Raw genomic sequence first — 14,614 nt, forward strand, 5'->3', positions numbered from 1 at the left:
CGGTTGCAAAGCAGCGTAAGTACAAAGTTCTGTAAATGAGTGTTTATTTTAGTTTACGAAAGCGGCATTGGTTTCGATGCTTGGGCCAGCGACTAGCGGGTAGTTTAGCTGTCCTTACATTAATGTCGTTGCCAGCCTATGGTCAGCGTTTAGACCCGGTGCTGCTGGATGCATTTCTGAGTGATCCGTTGGAGGAGGAACCACGGGATCCATTGCTACCGACGGCGGTGGTGGATCGTCCCCTGAGTCCTCTAGAACTTTACGCTCTGGAACTGGCGCTATTTCAACTGGATGCTGAAGCGCGGGCACTGCTGCTGGCGGAACAGCCTGATGAAGCGTTTGAACTCTGGATGCGTGAGGTGCAACTACGTCGTGTATTTGGCCTTGAAGCAGAATTGGAAGCGTTGAGCCGTATTGGTCAGCAGGCTTGGAATTCGCAGCGATCGCAAGAGGTCCGTTTAATGTCGGTGCGGCTGGAGCGGATTTGGGAAGCAGAAAAGGAATCGGCCACCTTAGAACGGGTGGAAACCATTGCGACGATTGCTCAGACGTTGCGGATGCGGGACACGTCCACGGAGATCTATCAGCAACTGATCGACATGACCGCAGCGGATACGCTGACTCAGCAGGGGTGGGTGGTGGTGCTGGCGGCCCACTATTTACAGTGGTTTGATTTTGACAATGCGGCTCAGCTATATACCCAGTTAATTGACAGGGCTGACATCCAAGGCAACACCCTGGAGCATACGCAATATTTAAAGGATCTGATTTATAGCTATCAGCAAGCCAAAGACTATGCCCAAGCACTGCCGGTGCAAACCGAGTTGCTAAGACTGTATAGAACGACGGCTCAAAATGATCGCGAACCCCCCCTAGAAATTGATATGGCTCGTAATTTTCGAGCCATTGGGGTTTATCCCCAGGCGCTGCAGTATTACAACCTGGCCTACGTGACGGCCCAGAGCCTACAGCTGTATGGTCATGTGAGTACTGTGCTGAAAGACTTGGGCGATTTGTATGCCGAGCAAGGCCTGACCAATGAAGCGCTCACCATGTATAACCTGCTGGTCAGGGCTGAGCAGCAAGCGTATAACCAGCACGGCATTTTAGAGGCCTATGACCGCCTGGGACAGCTATACCTGAGCATTGATGATCGCGACAATGCTTTGGTTGCTTTTCGTGCAGGGCTGGCGTTTTCGGAGTCCCTTCAATACCGTGAAGCCTACTTTAGAGGTGAGGTGGCCAAGCTCAGTTTAGACCGTACCCCAGAGGACACTGCTGAGGCTGAAGAGACTGAGCCCACCCTGGGGGACTCTTTAAGGGAGGAACTCAAGGATAATCCTCCTTTTGATGTTGCTCCGGTGGAAATTGAGCCCCCCGACGATGGCGAGCTAAGTGAAGAAGATCTCACGGAGGATGCAATCCCTGAGGAACTACCTGAGGTGGAAGTGATCACCGACGAAACCATTGATGTTACGCCCGAGGAGCCTACACCTGAGGCTCCACCAGCACCAGGGTCAGATAATTAAATCAGTAGTTTTAAGCCAATTGCCCCCAGTAGCACGAGGACAATCTGCCGAAAGTTAGCGGCATCAATATATTTAGATAGCCAAATCCCGAGGCCTAAACCTGCGACAAAGAACGGTGCTGCATATTCTACCTGGGTGAGTAGGGCGGCGCTGAAATCGCCTTGCCAGATGTGGGTTGCGATCGCAACCAACGACAGCACACAAAACACCCCCGGTAAGTTGCCCTTAAACTGCTCAGGGCTCCACTGATTGCAGTTGCCATAGATCACAATCGGCGGCCCACCAATATTAAAGGCCCCTGTCAAGACGCCCGAGGCTGCACCAAAGGCATAGGCCCAGGGGCGTCCGGTCAGTTCTGGTAGCGATAGCTGTAGCCATGAGTAACCAACATAGGCCAAAACCAGAACACCGAGCGCCTGTAGCGCCAAATGCTCTGGGACATAATGCAGGCCCATAACGCCCACTGGAATTGTCACCAGGGCAGCCACCGATAAATGTATGATCCGGGACCATTCAAAATTATCCCGGTAGTACCACCAGAGGACGACGTTGCCAATCAGCCCCACGGCGATCACTAAAGTCACCGCCAGCTGTAGGTCCATAAAAAATGGCAGCAATGAGACTGCTACCAGGGCAAACCCAAACCCTGTCAGGCTCTGCACTAGAGACGCCAGCCCCACAATTAAACCAATCCAGAGACTGTCAGCCATACTCGCATTGAGGATGTCCATAGGGTCCCGCCATGATTACGTACTTCTAAATCTTACTGATTATTAAGAAAAATGTTGTGATGTAAATCTTAGCTTTTCAGCCTAATGTGCTGGCTACTGATGTAATTTACGAGTTTAAGTGCTAAATGGTTGAATATACAACTAGTGAAGTGTGACTTAACCATGGCGGCAACCTACGGTACCCCTAAAGAAATTGCTCGTCAGATGACCAATCACTGTATTGCCATGCGATTACGACAAATCAATCGTATGGTTACGCGTCTCTATGACGAGGCTTTGCGCCCCTTAGGCTTAACCGTTAATCAGCTCAACATCTTAGCCACAATTATTAGTCGGGGGCCAATTGCCCCTGGCCAGCTAGGGCAAATGCTCGGCATGGAAAAGTCCACCATTAGCCGCACCATTGACCGCATGCAGAAACATGGTTGGATTGAGATTGGGCCTGGCAAAGACAAACGGAGTCAGTTCCTCAAGGCCACGCCCCAAGGTCGGCGACTGTTACTCACAGCAGTTCCGATATGGCATGAGCTTCAGGCCAATGTGCTAGACTCCACCGCTGAAAATGCAGGAGTACTGGCTGCATTTGGCCTTACAGCACCTAAAACTGAGGAAAACCAACAAGAAGATCCAGATGACTTCTACAGCGATGAATTTGCTACGGATTTCTATTCTTAATACTGTAGGGGCGTTCCATGGAACGCCCCTACAGTAGGTTATTCATTCGCTAGTGCCATCGCCTTCTGCTGCATTGTTTTAAAGATGTTGTAGAACCCATTGGCTCGCGATGGCGTGAGGCTCACATCCAGTTGGGTCTCTTTTATAAAATCGGGTTCCAACTGCACGATGTCGTGAGGTGGTATTCCCTTGAGACCCTCAATCAATAAGGCGACCAGACCCTTCGTAATTTGTGCATCTGAATCACCTTGAAAACAAACATTGCCCTCTTCATCAGCATTGGCAAGAATGTAAACCTGTGAGACGCAGCCTTTTACCTTATTTTCAGGTGTCTTAGCATCTTCAGGAAAACCCTCTAGACGTTTGGCGTACCACAACAACTGCTCGTAGCGACGTCGCGGGTCTTGAATCCGTTGAAAACGTTTGACAATTTTGTCTAAGGCGGGAGGACGAGCGGAATTAACGGACATCTGCAAAATGCGATTTTTTTGCCATTACGAATGTCTCTAGTGTAAACCGCTCAAGTCTCTATCAAGGCTTTATTGCTCAATAAGGTAGGATTATTAGTCGCCATTTGCCTATCAATCGCCGTTTTCCTTGTTAATCATGAAACGATTGGCAACAGTCTCAGGCTGTAGCGCTGACAAAATCACATGGTCTGAGTCGGTGACGATCACGGCCCGTGTACGCCTGCCGTAGGTGGCGTCAACCAGTTGTCCTGTGTCGCGGGCATCGCCAATCAATCGTTTGATCGGTGCAGATTCGGGGCTAACGATGGCAACTACCCGATTGGCAGATACGATATTGCCAAAGCCAATGTTGATAAGCTTAATATCCATAAGTTCAAAAGCAAGCATCTAGAGCACAAAATTGCAAAAGCAGCAACAGCTACCATGCTTAATAATGCGCTCGTTTAAGTGCGTAAATGACTAAATCCTAGTACCGAAATGTTAACTAAAAAAATAGGAATTAAACATGAGAAAAATGAGGCCTAATGATTGAGAATGACGAATTCTTCATGGATTTACTGACCTCCAGTGTGCTCGCTTCTTAAGGAGCTTGAATAAAAAACGGGTAAATCTTTCAAAAATATCCAAATTTGCTGATAACAGAGGATAAAGAGTGCAACCGGTTGATATAACAACCCTTAGAGCCATTTGTAGTGAATTGTCTTCCGAATGGTTGCCTGCTCGCTGTGAACAAGTTGTGCAACGAGATCGTAATACTGTTTGTCTTGGACTGCGGACATTTAATCGACGTGGATGGCTGACAATTTCTTGGCATCCTCAGGCGGCGCGTATCCACATTGGGATGGCTCCTCCAAAACGGCCTGACACCTTTACCTTTAGTCAGCAACTGAAACATCAGTTCAGTGGACTTGCCTTAACGAAGATTAATTTTCTTGCCCCTTGGGAGCGTGCTGTTGATCTGCAATTCGCTCGGCGTCCTGATGAGCCTGCAGAATGGCATCTCTATGTGGAAATTATGGGTAAGTACAGCAATGTTTTGTTGACCAATGCCCATCAGGAAATTGTGACCGCTGCACACCAGGTGAATGAGCAGCAATCAAGTGTTCGCACTATCCGCACAGGGGGGCGATACAAGCCACCGCCGGCCATTGTGGGGACGTTGCCCCGTTTAGACGAGCCATGCACTGACTGGCAAGAACGGATTGGCCTGGTGCCTGGCAATCTCAGCAAAATGATGGTGAAAAGCTATAGCGGTCTAAGTACAGCGTTAGCAAAACAACTAAGCCGAGCAGCTGGTCTAGACCCAAATCAAACCACCGATAGTTTGACAACTGATGATTGGCAGCAACTCTATTTGCAATGGCAACGCTGGCTTCAATGTCTAGGGAAAAATGACTTTCAACCAGCCCATACCGATCAGGGGTACACGGTGTTGGGCTGGACGCAATCATCACCAGGGTTTTCTGGTTCTATCCAACAGCTGTTAGATGATTACTACACGACGCAGCTCAACCAGCAGACATTTACGCAAGTCCATCACCAACTCACTCAAAAGATAAAAGGTCTGACGAAAAAACTGCGGCAGAAAGCGGCTAATTTCCATCAGCGGCTAGATGATTCTGACCAGGCCGAGGGCCATCGTGTGCAGGCAGATTTGCTGATGGCTTATCTGCATGAGTGGCGACCGGGCATGAAATCAATCCAACTTCAGGATTTTGACTCGGGCAAACCCGTTATTCTGGCACTAAACCCCGAAAAAAATGCGGTGCAAAATGCCCAAGCATTATATAAGCGACATCAAAAATTAAAGCGCACCCGTCAGGCCGTCATGCCTTTGCTCGCAGAGGTAGAAACGGAGCTGCATTATCTTGAACAGGTAGAAGCCGCCCTCAGTCAAACCCCTCGATACACCATGACTGACGATCTCGCCGCCCTTGAAGAAATTCGAGATGAGCTAGTGCAACAGGACTATATAGCCGATCCGCACCAACGCCAATGGAAACAACAGGGACGGGGACGGGAAGAGAAACTGCCCAATTTCTATAGATGCCAAACTCCTAGCGGGACTGAAATATGGGTGGGACGCAACAATAACCAAAATGAGGCTTTGTCATTTAAAGCGGCCAATGACTATGATCTATGGCTACATACTCAAGAGATTCCGGGTAGCCATGTGTTGCTGCGTTTAGAGCCTGGTGCTGAAGCCAGTGATGAAGACCTGGGCATGGCAGCCAATATTGCGGCCTGGTTTAGTCGAGCCCGTCAGTCGGAGCAGGTGCCGGTGGTTTACACCAAACCCAAACATGTTTATAAACCTAAAGGCGCTCGCCCAGGCATGGTGATTTATAAGCATGAACACGTGCTTTGGGGCCAGCCGCAAAAGGCAAAAGCGTATTTGGAAAAGCAGGGAGATGAGTGATGAGTTTTGACCCACCGTCCCAACGTCTGCACCCTCTTAGTGTGGCTCCCATGATGGACCGCACGGATCGTCATTTTCGCTATTTCATGCGGCAGATTACGCAAAAAACGCTGCTATATACCGAGATGATTACGGCTCAGGCGATTCTCCATGGCGATCGCACCAAGCTTCTGGGGTTCGATCCCCTCGAAAAACCCCTTGCTTTGCAGATTGGGGGCGATGACCCTCAGCTTTTGGCCAAGTGTGCGCAGATTGCTGAAGATCTGGGGTATGACGAGGTCAACCTGAATGTGGGCTGCCCTAGCAATCGGGTGCAAAGTGGTAACTTTGGGGCCTGTTTAATGTCGCAGCCAGAGTTGGTGGCGGATTGTGTCGCGGCGATGCAGGCTGTGGTCGATATTCCGGTGACGGTGAAGCACCGCATTGGCATTGATGATTGCGATCGCTACGAAGACATGGTCAGATTTGTGACCACCGTAATGGCAGCAGGCTGTCATCGCTTTACTGTCCATGCCCGTAAAGCATGGCTCCAGGGACTGAGCCCCAAAGACAACCGCACGATTCCCCCCCTACGCTATGACGATGTTTACCGTCTTAAGCAAGAGCATCCCGAATTGTGGATTGAAATCAATGGCGGTATCAAAACCCTAGAAGAGGCTGACACCCATCTACAGCAAGTGGATGCTGTGATGATTGGTCGCGCTGCCTACGATACCCCTTACCTATTTGCCGTTGCCGATCGAGATATTTATGCAGCCAATGCTCCCTTGACTCGCCATCAAATAGTGACTGCCATGCTGCCCTATATTGCTCGCTGGACTGAACAGGGCACAAAGCTACATTCCATTACCCGCCATATGCTACAGCTCTTCCATGGTCAACCAGGAAGTCGGGCTTGGAAACGACACTTAACTGACCATAGCTGTCGTGCTGGTGCAGGTGTGGATGTGGTCAAAGAAGCCGCTGCGCAAGTTGTAGAAGCAATGAGTAAAAATACCTATAACACCATGCTTTTGTCAACGTAAATGTCCTAGATATAGACAAAAACAAATACCTTGGTGACAAAAATTTTAGCTCTTAATAAATCTTAAAAAAGTATTACGATTTGATACAAAATGGGGGCAGAAATTAGTTCACCCCTTAGATGTCACGAGTAAAGATTACGGTTTATGGACGGGTGCAAGGTGTGGGCTTTCGTTATCACACACGCCAAAAAGCACAAGAATTAAAGTTGACAGGCTATGTCACCAATAAGCCTGACCATACGGTAGAAATTGTGGCTGATGGTTCTGATGAGCAGTTAAAGTCCTTGATTGAATGGGCAAAAAAAGGGCCTGAACGAGCTAGCGTCAGGCAGCTTGAAGTGGAAGAATGTTTGCCCATCAATCGTTTTGATGAATTTGTTATCGAGTCTTGATAGGAAGTGCTCGGTAACGTCTTGACTGCTTCTTAGCGGTTACAGCAGCGTGAATACCATGACTAGGCCGATGGTTGCCATGAAGGTCAGGATAAAAATGTCACGTCTCAAGGTACCACTGCTAGTTCTGTGAAAGTGACTGCGATCGCTGAGAGTGGCTGCAGCAGCAATGCCACCATCAGGATATCCAAGGGCATAGCCATTCGGATTCTGGGTTGGAAACACCGGTATGGTGGTCGGGTAGCTAACATAGGCAGGCTGTTGAGGGGCCAGTTTGGACTCCTCTAACGGCACAAACATGGATTCTCGGATAACCAGGTCAATTTCGTAACTGTTCCAGCCTTTCTCCCGCAGGACTGAGGCCGCCGCATCGGGACCACGATTTAAAAAATCCAGATCCGATTGACTCGGTTCAGCATGCTCAGAACGCAAAGAGTTAATCGGTGGCCCAAACACCTGTTGTAGCTCGTCCAGTTCCCTGGATTGGGCTTGGATCGTTTCAAATTGCTGGTGGCTGATGTCAATGTTCTTTAAGACTGCATTGATCTGCTCACAGGACCAGCCGTCTCTACACAATGTACGAGCGGCTCTAATATCGATTGCTTGCTCTAAGGCATCATGCTGAACGTGTTTCATATACCCCTAGATTCTTCAGCTACATAGCTAGGTAGATACGCTGGTCTGAGTCGAGAGCCCTTCTTCGACGGTGTATGCCTGCTATGGGTTAATTAGCAGGGTAGCTATATCCAAACCTCAAACTAATCAGGTTTTAAATATGCCTCCCTATGACTACATATAAATGACTGGTTCAGAGAACAGTAGTTCCACCTAAAATGACCTTTGAGAAACTTCATAGCACGTGAAGGATTAATGAAACTCCTATAAAAATTAGTCCTCCCAGCCAAACCAAGAGGGTGAAGGCTTTGAGTGTGGTCGCCGCAGCGTTTCTACGGGGGGACGGGTGGGCCGGGGTGAGCCGTGGGCGATGACTACGGTGATTTTCGACCTGGATGTCGTGGAGGAGGGCAAAACCGATGTCGTCTAAGGGGGGGATTGCGGGTTTTAGCACACTGCGAATCTGCTCAAGATGCCAACCATGGTGACTCAAAATAGAAGCGGCTTCTTCCACACCTCGGTTCATTACCAGCAGAGTTGGCCTCTGGTGAATATTGATTTTTGTAACGTTAATTTCGGTTGACCGGCTCAATTTAGGTGGGGGACCAAATTTACGCTGTAGCTTTTCTAACGTAGTTGCTTGCTCCTGAATTCTCTGAAAATTTTCCACACTGATACAACCATTTTTGAGGACGCCGTTGATTTCAACTAGCATCCATCCTGCTCTACATAATGAGTGGGCCGCCCGTACATTTAAGTCTTGTCTAGACAAGTCATAGCGGTAAAAATCTTCCATGGGAGCAAGTTCGACTGAAGATAGAAGATATCCACACCGTGGATTACGCTACAGTCCGACGAGGTTACTGGATAAAGGTATCAATGATTTCCACGTCATCTAACGACCTTAAGAATTAATCAAGGGTGTTGGCTGTTAAGGGCAGGACGTATGGAACCCAGGGCAAGGTTGCACTATACCCAATAGCGACAGAGCCGACTTTTAATTAGGGCGTTCTATAGAAGCTGTCTATGGAATTGAAGGATAAAAACAGCTTGCAGGTAGAAATAAGCCTTTGTAAGATTTGGTCATCACGTTATTCGTGGGCTAGCGATTTTAGAATCATGAATCAGCCAGTTTCAGAGATGGGAGATTGCACCATACCAATGGAGATGTTCACCATGGGGCTGAAATTTTTATAGATAGAGGCTTAGAGGTGCCTGCTGTTACAACAGAAAAAATGATTGCAGTTGATCCCATGGCTATTGAAGAAACGGATTCTAATCTGTTGTCAATGATGAAAAATGCAGGTTGAAACCTTTCTCCATAGGCGATTTCATGTCTGAAAGAACAATGGCGACAGACCCAGATTGTTGTTTTAGTGGGTAGGGGTGGAAATGGTGATGATGGCATTTGTGCCGCCAGGCATTTAGCTAGTCGGGGAAGCCATGGGACATAATGTCTCTCCATTTGAGGAGCCTTGTTGTATTTGCCTGATGGCTAGCAATTCATGTGTCTAAAAGTAAATTTAGGTAAGTAATGTCATGCCAGTGCTGCCCTTTGTATCACTATTGTCAAAAGAACGCTCATTTTTTAGAGTTAGAGACCTATTATGACTGGACCAGGGTTTGCGTTAGCGGTTGGCCTAGCATTTATTCATGCGTTTGTTTCTAAATTAAATATTTTTTCCTTCATTCCTGAATTTCGCTGGATGTCCTTTGCGGGCGGAGTATCTATTGGCTATGTCTTTTTGGAGGTTTTTCCCGAGTTAAGTCATGCTCAAGAGACGATAACGCACTCTAATATTCCATGGGTTGCGTATGTGGAAAATCATGTTTATATACTGGCGCTGTTGGGTTTGTTGGTGTTTTATGGGTTAGATATTTTGGCGCTTAAATCTCGCCTGCATAACAAAACTAAGAACAACCAGGACAGCACCCAGAATCCTGTTTTCTGGATTCACATTGCGGCGTTTGCAATCCTCAATATGGTTGTTGGTTACTTACTGCAAGAACTGGCTAACCACACACTGCTGCAATGTCTATTATTTTTTGCCGCCATCGCCCTGCACTTTTATATTATTGACCATGGCTTACGGGAGCATCATCAGGCTCCTTATGACAAATATGGTCGTTGGCTGCTGACAGCTGCAATTATGGTGGGTGCGATCTCAGGCCGCTCCCTCCACCTCAGTGAAGCCGGAATTCTAGCTGTTTGGTCCTTCCTGGCTGGCAGCATCATTCTCAACATTTTGAAACGAGAGCTGCCCGACGAAAAACAAAGCTGTTTCTTTTCCTTTGCCACGGGGACAGCGCTTTACACAACTTTATTGTTGCTTGTTTAGGGAGTTCTCATAAACACTTGCAATAATCTCCCTGCTCGAAGATTTTAGGAGAACGACCATGCCTGATGTCACAACACAGTGGTATCGCGTTCTAGATCTAGATGAGTTACCTGAAGGCCGAGTTAAAACCGTGGTAGCTGGTCATAAAAGCCTGGCCCTTACCCACTACCAGGGCCAATATGGTGCTTTAGACAACCGCTGTCCTCACCAGGGTGGTCCACTGGGTGAAGGCTCCATTGAGAATGGTCTGTTGCGTTGTCCCTGGCATGGCTGGGACTATTGCCCGTTAACGGGGGCACCACCTGGCGCTTTGGAAGTGGATGATGCCTTAGCAACCTTTCCCGTAGATGTGCGTTCAGATGGTGTGTATGTGGGGTTAGACATTGAACAGCCCCACATTCGTACCGTTAGCGATGTAATGGTAGAAACCATGGTGAACTGGGGCGTGACCCATGTGTTTGGCATGGTGGGCCATTCTAATTTGGGTCTGGCAGATGCCATGCGTCGCCAAGAAACTCAGGGAAATCTCAGTTATATCGGTATTCGCCATGAAGGGGCAGCGGCGTTTGCAGCTTCGGCCTATGCCAAACTAACGGGCAAACCTGCCGCCTGTTTAACCATTGCGGGTCCTGGTGCAACAAATTTACTGACGGGTATGTGGGATGCCAAGGTTGATCGTGCGCCCGTATTGGCCCTAACCGGGCAGGTCAATACCCAAGTGTTGGGCACTGGCAATTTTCAGGAGTGTGATCTATCAGCGGCTTTTAGTGGCGTTGCGGCCTGGAGTCATACAGTTCTAAGCAATAGCAGACACGCTGAGCTGATGACCCTGGCCATTAAGCATGCTCTGCTCAAGCGAGATGTCTCCCATCTGATTTTCCCTGATGAGATTCAGGTGCAGACAGCGGTCGATGTGCCTGCCTCAGATCCCATTGGTCGGATGACTCCGTTACACATTGCGCCACCACCGGAGTCGTTGCAAAAGGCCATGGATACATTGCAAAAATCTCGTCGACCGGTGATTATTGTTGGCCACGGTGCCCGTTTTAATATGGCTGCGGTCATTGAGTTAGCAGAAACGTTAGGGGCTCCAATTCTGACCACGTTCAAAGGCAAAGGATTAATTTCCGATCACCATCCTTTAGGTTGTGGTGTTTTGGGACGTAGTGGAACCCCCATTGCCAGCTGGTTTATGAATGAAGCGGATGTTCTGCTTGTCTTGGGAGCCTCGTTCTCAAATCATACGGGTATCTATCCTGGTAAGCCCATTATTCAGGTGGATTTTGACCCACTGGCCCTGGGTAAGTTCCATGCGGTGGAGGTGCCTGTATGGGGTGAAATTAGTGTTGTTGTGGCGCAGTTGCAGGCGGCGTTGGCCGGAAACGTGGCCACGGAGGATCAGCGATCGCAAATTGCAGACCGCTGGGCCATCTGGCGAGCCGAAAAAGCCCGCCGCGAAGCCGACGACCGTGGACAAGGAGTTGATTCTGCCAGTGTTTTTGCTGCCATGACCCGCCATGTGCCCGCCAATGCTGTCATTGCCGTGGATGTGGGCAACAACACCTATTCCTTTGGCCGTTATTTTGAATGTCAGGCCCAGTCCGTCTTGATGTCTGGCTATCTCGGCTCGATTGGGTTTGCCTTCCCGGCAGCCATGGGGGCTTGGGCAGCCGCAGGTCAGGAGCGACCGATTGTGTCAGTCTCTGGCGATGGTGGTTTAGGTCAATATCTCGCTGAGTTCACCACCGCTGTGAAATATGGCATGAACATTACTCACATTTTGCTCAACAATTCTCAGCTTGGCAAAATCTCTAAAGAACAGCGTGCTGGAGAGTGGGATGTGTGGCAAACGTCACTCCATAATCCTGATTTTTCAAAATATGCCGAAAACTGTGGTGGTTTGGGTATTCGGATCACTCAAAAGGAGGAACTGGATGAGGCAATTACTCGCGCCCTTGCCTATCAGGGACCCGCCCTGGTGGAGATTATGGCTGACCCTGAATTGATTTAGGGCAATAGAGACAACACTATGCCTACCCTAGATGTCCAATCGCTACTTTAAACCATGACAGAACAACTTTCTAAAATTACCCAGCATCAATGTGAAAATGCACCTGCAAAGTATGATGACCTGAAGGCTTTATTCCTAAATTGCACCCTCAATCGTACGCCAGTGCTTTCCCACACTCGCGGGGTGATTAACATTGCCAAAGAGATTTTTGAAGCCAATGGTGTGCAAACCAAAGTGATTCGTCCCGTTGATTACGAGATTCCGGCGGGTTTAGGCTTAGATATGTCTGAGACCCCCGAATGGGATAAAGATGACTGGCCTCAGTTGCAAAAACAGATCGATGAGACTGATATTTTGGTGTTGTGTACTTCAGTGTGGCTAGGAGAAAAAAGCTCTGTGTGTAACCGTGTTTTGGAACGGATGTATGGCTACACTCACCTGCTGAATGGGAAAGGCCAGTACCGTGACTATGGCAAAGTGGGGGCCACATTGATCACAGGCAATGAGGATGGTGTAAAACACTGTGCGATGAATATTCTGTTCTCACTGTCTCACATTGGCTATACAATTCCTCCCCAGGCTGATGCTGGTTGGCTCGGTGAAGTGGGGCCTGGACCGTCGTATTTAGATCCAGGTTCCGGCGGCCCCAATAACGATTTTACGAATCGGAACACCACGTTTTTGGCCTGGAACTGTATGCACCTGGCACGCATGCTTAAGGATCATGGCGGGATTCCAGGCCATGGAAATCAGCCTGATGCTTGGGATGCTGGATGTAAGACGGACTTTAAGAACCCCGAGCACAAGGTGTAGGTTGGGTTGTCATACGCCGAAACCCTTGCCTCTGAACCAATTCTTTATGAACCCAACAATGCCAGCACCCATTGTTCTCGTTTTTTGTGGGCGTTGGGTGGTCGGTAATGTTGGGTTCATAAGGGGTTTTAAATAGTCTGAGAGCTTTTGGTGTGGGGTAACCCAACCTACGTTAATACCCTGTATGTTTCTGAAACTCTGCTCATCAATGGACACTTCACGGTCAATCTTTGTAAGATTTGATGCAAGAGACATCATGGGCATTTGCCGTTTGGGTATCAGGAACTATGACAGATGCTAAATCTCCAGAGCAGTCTGGGGAAACGTTGCTCACGGTGGTAGAGCCGTTGAGCGTTAATCCTCGTTCGTTAAGGTATCGTGCGATCTCAATCTGGTTGTTAGGCTTTGCTGCCTTAGCGGGGGCAGTTACCTGGGGCTATATGCGTTATCGGACTCCCAGCTCAGAGCCGGTTGCTGTTCCCCTGCATACGGTGGAGCGTTCGATGGTGGAGCTAACGGTCACCTCTGGTGGCACCCTGGCTTTGGGAGGGCAGCAAACGCTGAAATCGCCGCAAAATGAAGCGACCGTTGAGCAGGTGCTGGTGGAGGTGCGCACCCTGGTGGAAGCTGGTCAGCCGTTGCTTATTTTGCGCGATCGCAGCAACGAGCGAGAGGTGCGATCGCAACAGGTCGAAATCCAAAAAATCCAGCTGGACCTGAATCGTAATCAAGAAAAAGTAGCCGAAGTCGAGCAGCGAGTCACTGCTGCGATAGAGCAATACCAAGAGTCTCAGGAGTTAGCAGCTCAAGGATTTATTTCAGAAGATGAGGTGCGCGAAGATGAAAACGCCTTAGATCGAGTCCGTTCCGAACTCAAAGATGCCCAACTGACTGTCATTAAGTCTGAGTTAGACCTCAAGACAGCTGCTGAAACCCTGGATTTGCTAGAACAGCAGTTTAATGATCGAGTGATTACGTCACCGATTGATGGGGTTGTGCTTGAAGTGCAAGTGAGTGCAGGTGAAGCCATTGCCACTGATAAGAGTCTGCTGACGCTGGGGGACCCCGCTCAAGAGATTGTTAACCTACAGCTATCCACCTTGGATGCCGCCAAAGTTAGCCTTAATCAACCTGCTAGAATTCGTGCCATTGGCCCGGATGCGCAAGACTTTGACGGACGGGTCGTGGCTTTAGCACCCCAGGCCCTATCGGCGAGTAACGGTGGTAGTTCTCAAGAAGGGCAAGCCAGGGTGACCGCCAAAGTAAAACTAGACAGTGCCAGTCAGTCATTGATTCCTGGCAGTTTTGTCAGTGTTGACATCATTACAGAGCAACAAAAAGATGTGCTGGTTGTTCCCCCTGAAGCGATCCAGCGCGATCAGGGCGAGCCATTTGTTTGGATTAGAAATCAGCGGGGTAATGCGGCCCAACAACCCATTGAACTGGGGCTACAGGGGCTAGATTTAGTGGCGGTAACAGAGGGGTTGAGCGTAGGCGATCAGATTGCCCTGGTCCCCCCTACCATGACCGTTACGCCTGGCATGCCCCTCAGTGAGTCTCCTGCACTCCCTATCCCTGAAGAATTTAACCAATAA

At 48.9% G+C, this 14,614-nt stretch carries 15 protein-coding genes; 10 read left to right on the forward strand and 5 right to left on the reverse strand.

The window, feature by feature from the left end; translation table 11 throughout:
* The first annotated feature begins 35 nt into the window (after positions 1-35).
* Positions 36-1,529: a tetratricopeptide repeat protein gene (locus tag SPB21_RS24825; RefSeq protein WP_499867940.1), complete on the forward strand. Its 1,494-nt coding sequence runs from the start codon at positions 36-38 to the stop codon at positions 1,527-1,529.
* Here the strand turns inward: SPB21_RS24825 and SPB21_RS24830 are convergent.
* Positions 1,526-2,260 (reverse strand): sulfite exporter TauE/SafE family protein, encoded by a 735-nt coding sequence (locus tag SPB21_RS24830; RefSeq protein WP_163701280.1) that lies wholly within the window; start codon positions 2,258-2,260, stop codon positions 1,526-1,528. The genes SPB21_RS24825 and SPB21_RS24830 overlap by 4 nt on opposite strands.
* A gap of 162 nt (positions 2,261-2,422) precedes the next feature.
* Between SPB21_RS24830 and SPB21_RS24835 the strand changes: the two genes are divergently transcribed.
* Positions 2,423-2,935 carry a MarR family winged helix-turn-helix transcriptional regulator gene (locus tag SPB21_RS24835; protein WP_499867941.1) on the forward strand — a complete coding sequence of 171 codons (513 nt, stop codon included), beginning with the start codon at positions 2,423-2,425 and terminating at the stop codon, positions 2,933-2,935.
* 38 nt (positions 2,936-2,973) lie between these two features.
* On the opposite strand, the gene SPB21_RS24840 is transcribed toward SPB21_RS24835, so the two are convergent.
* A complete protein-coding gene (locus SPB21_RS24840) occupies positions 2,974-3,405 on the reverse strand; it encodes a SufE family protein (RefSeq protein WP_163701286.1) in 432 nt (143 codons plus the stop codon).
* A 111-nt stretch (positions 3,406-3,516) separates the two neighbouring features.
* Entirely contained in the window at positions 3,517-3,774 is a 258-nt protein-coding gene (remA, locus tag SPB21_RS24845) for an extracellular matrix/biofilm regulator RemA (RefSeq protein ID WP_006517162.1), read from the reverse strand.
* Positions 3,775-4,057: 283 nt separating this feature from the next.
* Here remA and SPB21_RS24850 point away from each other — a divergent pair, with 283 nt between their 5' ends.
* The 3 genes from SPB21_RS24850 to yccX all read left to right on the forward strand — a co-directional run bounded on the left by SPB21_RS24850 (position 4,058) and on the right by yccX (position 7,241).
* Positions 4,058-5,824 (forward strand): Rqc2 family fibronectin-binding protein, encoded by a 1,767-nt coding sequence (locus tag SPB21_RS24850; protein ID WP_499867942.1) that lies wholly within the window; start codon positions 4,058-4,060, stop codon positions 5,822-5,824.
* A complete protein-coding gene (gene dusA, locus SPB21_RS24855) occupies positions 5,824-6,849 on the forward strand; it encodes a tRNA dihydrouridine(20/20a) synthase DusA (protein ID WP_499057198.1) in 1,026 nt (341 codons plus the stop codon). The genes SPB21_RS24850 and dusA overlap by 1 nt, the downstream gene beginning before the upstream one ends.
* 119 nt (positions 6,850-6,968) lie before the next feature.
* A complete protein-coding gene (gene yccX / locus SPB21_RS24860; RefSeq protein ID WP_499867943.1) occupies positions 6,969-7,241 on the forward strand; it encodes an acylphosphatase in 273 nt (90 codons plus the stop codon).
* Positions 7,242-7,280: 39 nt separating this feature from the next.
* Here yccX and SPB21_RS24865 read toward each other — a convergent pair whose 3' ends face one another.
* The gene (locus SPB21_RS24865) at positions 7,281-7,877 is read right to left on the reverse strand and encodes a hypothetical protein (protein ID WP_163661367.1); all 597 of its coding nucleotides are present in this window, start codon (positions 7,875-7,877) and stop codon (positions 7,281-7,283) included.
* A gap of 214 nt (positions 7,878-8,091) precedes the next feature.
* Complete coding sequence (locus SPB21_RS24870) at positions 8,092-8,652, reverse strand: hypothetical protein (RefSeq protein ID WP_499867944.1); 561 nt, start codon at positions 8,650-8,652, stop codon at positions 8,092-8,094.
* Between the two features lie 541 nt (positions 8,653-9,193).
* Between SPB21_RS24870 and SPB21_RS24875 the strand changes: the two genes are divergently transcribed.
* From SPB21_RS24875 to SPB21_RS24895, 5 genes are all read left to right on the forward strand, one after another.
* The gene (locus tag SPB21_RS24875; protein WP_499868744.1) at positions 9,194-9,310 is read left to right on the forward strand and encodes an NAD(P)H-hydrate epimerase; all 117 of its coding nucleotides are present in this window, start codon (positions 9,194-9,196) and stop codon (positions 9,308-9,310) included.
* 153 nt (positions 9,311-9,463) lie between these two features.
* Positions 9,464-10,195 carry a hypothetical protein gene (locus SPB21_RS24880; protein ID WP_499867945.1) on the forward strand — a complete coding sequence of 244 codons (732 nt, stop codon included), beginning with the start codon at positions 9,464-9,466 and terminating at the stop codon, positions 10,193-10,195.
* A 58-nt stretch (positions 10,196-10,253) separates the two neighbouring features.
* Entirely contained in the window at positions 10,254-12,206 is a 1,953-nt protein-coding gene (locus SPB21_RS24885; RefSeq protein WP_499867946.1) for a thiamine pyrophosphate-binding protein, read from the forward strand.
* Between the two features lie 54 nt (positions 12,207-12,260).
* Entirely contained in the window at positions 12,261-13,019 is a 759-nt protein-coding gene (locus SPB21_RS24890) for a flavodoxin family protein (RefSeq protein WP_163661359.1), read from the forward strand.
* Positions 13,020-13,306: 287 nt separating this feature from the next.
* A complete protein-coding gene (locus SPB21_RS24895; protein WP_499867947.1) occupies positions 13,307-14,614 on the forward strand; it encodes an efflux RND transporter periplasmic adaptor subunit in 1,308 nt (435 codons plus the stop codon).

Origin of the sequence: Leptothoe sp. ISB3NOV94-8A (assembly GCF_043421595.1) — a bacterium.
GTDB lineage: Bacteria > Cyanobacteriota > Cyanobacteriia > Phormidesmidales > Phormidesmidaceae > Leptothoe > Leptothoe turfae.

What these genes read in the sequence shown, in the direction of transcription:
- SPB21_RS24895 (WP_499867947.1), top strand. Translation starts at nt 13,307, where the DNA reads ATGACAGATGCTAAATCTCCAGAGCAGTCTGGGGAAACGTTGCTCACG.
- yccX (WP_499867943.1), top strand. Translation starts at nt 6,969, where the DNA reads ATGTCACGAGTAAAGATTACGGTTTATGGACGGGTGCAAGGTGTGGGC.
- SPB21_RS24825 (WP_499867940.1), top strand. Translation starts at nt 36, where the DNA reads ATGAGTGTTTATTTTAGTTTACGAAAGCGGCATTGGTTTCGATGCTTG.
- dusA (WP_499057198.1), top strand. Translation starts at nt 5,824, where the DNA reads ATGAGTTTTGACCCACCGTCCCAACGTCTGCACCCTCTTAGTGTGGCT.
- SPB21_RS24865 (WP_163661367.1), bottom strand. Translation starts at nt 7,877, where the DNA reads ATGAAACACGTTCAGCATGATGCCTTAGAGCAAGCAATCGATATTAGA.
- SPB21_RS24835 (WP_499867941.1), top strand. Translation starts at nt 2,423, where the DNA reads ATGGCGGCAACCTACGGTACCCCTAAAGAAATTGCTCGTCAGATGACC.
- SPB21_RS24890 (WP_163661359.1), top strand. Translation starts at nt 12,261, where the DNA reads ATGACAGAACAACTTTCTAAAATTACCCAGCATCAATGTGAAAATGCA.
- SPB21_RS24840 (WP_163701286.1), bottom strand. Translation starts at nt 3,405, where the DNA reads ATGTCCGTTAATTCCGCTCGTCCTCCCGCCTTAGACAAAATTGTCAAA.
- SPB21_RS24885 (WP_499867946.1), top strand. Translation starts at nt 10,254, where the DNA reads ATGCCTGATGTCACAACACAGTGGTATCGCGTTCTAGATCTAGATGAG.
- SPB21_RS24830 (WP_163701280.1), bottom strand. Translation starts at nt 2,260, where the DNA reads ATGGACATCCTCAATGCGAGTATGGCTGACAGTCTCTGGATTGGTTTA.
- SPB21_RS24870 (WP_499867944.1), bottom strand. Translation starts at nt 8,652, where the DNA reads ATGGAAGATTTTTACCGCTATGACTTGTCTAGACAAGACTTAAATGTA.
- SPB21_RS24880 (WP_499867945.1), top strand. Translation starts at nt 9,464, where the DNA reads ATGACTGGACCAGGGTTTGCGTTAGCGGTTGGCCTAGCATTTATTCAT.
- remA (WP_006517162.1), bottom strand. Translation starts at nt 3,774, where the DNA reads ATGGATATTAAGCTTATCAACATTGGCTTTGGCAATATCGTATCTGCC.